Raw genomic sequence first — 293 nt, 5'->3', positions numbered from 1 at the left:
GCATACACCATTCACAAAAAAATATACCATCCTAAAAAACAATCTAACGGAAACGTAGCTTTTGTAAAACAACCCAACAAACACACCAATACATTTTTTATTGTAGATGAATCTTCTATGATTGCAGACGGTTCTGGTGATGTTACTCTCTTTGATAAAAATTCTTTGTTAGATGATTTGATGGAATATGTGTACAATGGTTTGAATTGCAAACTGATTTTTATTGGAGATACTGCACAGTTACCCCCAGTAAAATCAGAATTGAGTCCTGCTTTGTCTGTAGATACTTTGGC

General features: G+C 33.8%; 1 protein-coding gene. It reads left to right on the top strand.

Features of this window, described 5'->3' with window-relative positions; all coding sequences use genetic code 11:
- Window positions 1-293: hypothetical protein (locus Q4563_RS18975; protein WP_442903797.1), on the top strand; the 293-nt coding region annotated here is incomplete at both ends.

Source organism: Gilvimarinus sp. 1_MG-2023 (assembly GCF_030548285.1).
The sequence above is the reverse complement of the archived record's forward strand: the minus strand, read 5'-3'. Positions and strand labels throughout refer to the sequence as shown.